Annotated in this window: 1 protein-coding gene; it reads right to left on the bottom strand. The window is 73.7% G+C overall.

What is annotated here, in order from left to right; all coding sequences use genetic code 11:
* A partial coding sequence (locus ACH34R_RS44195) for an L-threonylcarbamoyladenylate synthase (RefSeq protein ID WP_397567635.1) occupies window positions 1–558 on the bottom strand: 558 nt, incomplete at both ends.

Below are 558 nucleotides of genomic sequence, written 5' to 3'. Positions count from 1 at the left end.
CACACCCCTGCCCGTCGAACTCGCGCAGGAACCCGTACAGCCGGCGCGCGTAAGCGGCCATCGAGCCGGGGACCATCACCACGGCGTGCGCCTTCACCGCGGCACCGGCGAAGGGCTGCGGCACGAGAACGCCCACCTGGTGCCCGAGGTCCTGCGCGCGCTCCGCTTCGGCGATGACCCTCTCCGGCTCGGCCAGGACGACCCGGGCACGCGGCGCATAGTGCGACGGATGCCGGCCGGGTACCCGGACCCGGCTCGCCGAGTGAACCGCGAGCGGGCGCCCCAGCACCGCCTGGAGATCTTCACGGGTCACCCCGCCAGGCCGAAGTACGCTCGGCACATCACCCGTCACATCGACGATGGTCGATTCGACGCCGACCTCGCAGGGACCGCCGTCCAGCACGAAGTCGACGGCCTCACCGAGCTCCGCCCGGACGTGGCCGGCCGTGGTGGGGCTGACCGAGCCGAAGCGGTTGGCCGACGGGGCCGCGACACCGCCACCGAACGCCGACAGCAGCGCGAGCGCGACGGGGTGGCCGGGGACGCGTACGGCCATCG

Source organism: Spongiactinospora sp. 9N601 (assembly GCF_044326295.1).
GTDB classification, from domain to species: Bacteria; Actinomycetota; Actinomycetes; order Streptosporangiales; family Streptosporangiaceae; genus Spongiactinospora; species Spongiactinospora gelatinilytica.
This window is presented reverse-complemented; position numbering and strand designations above follow the sequence as displayed.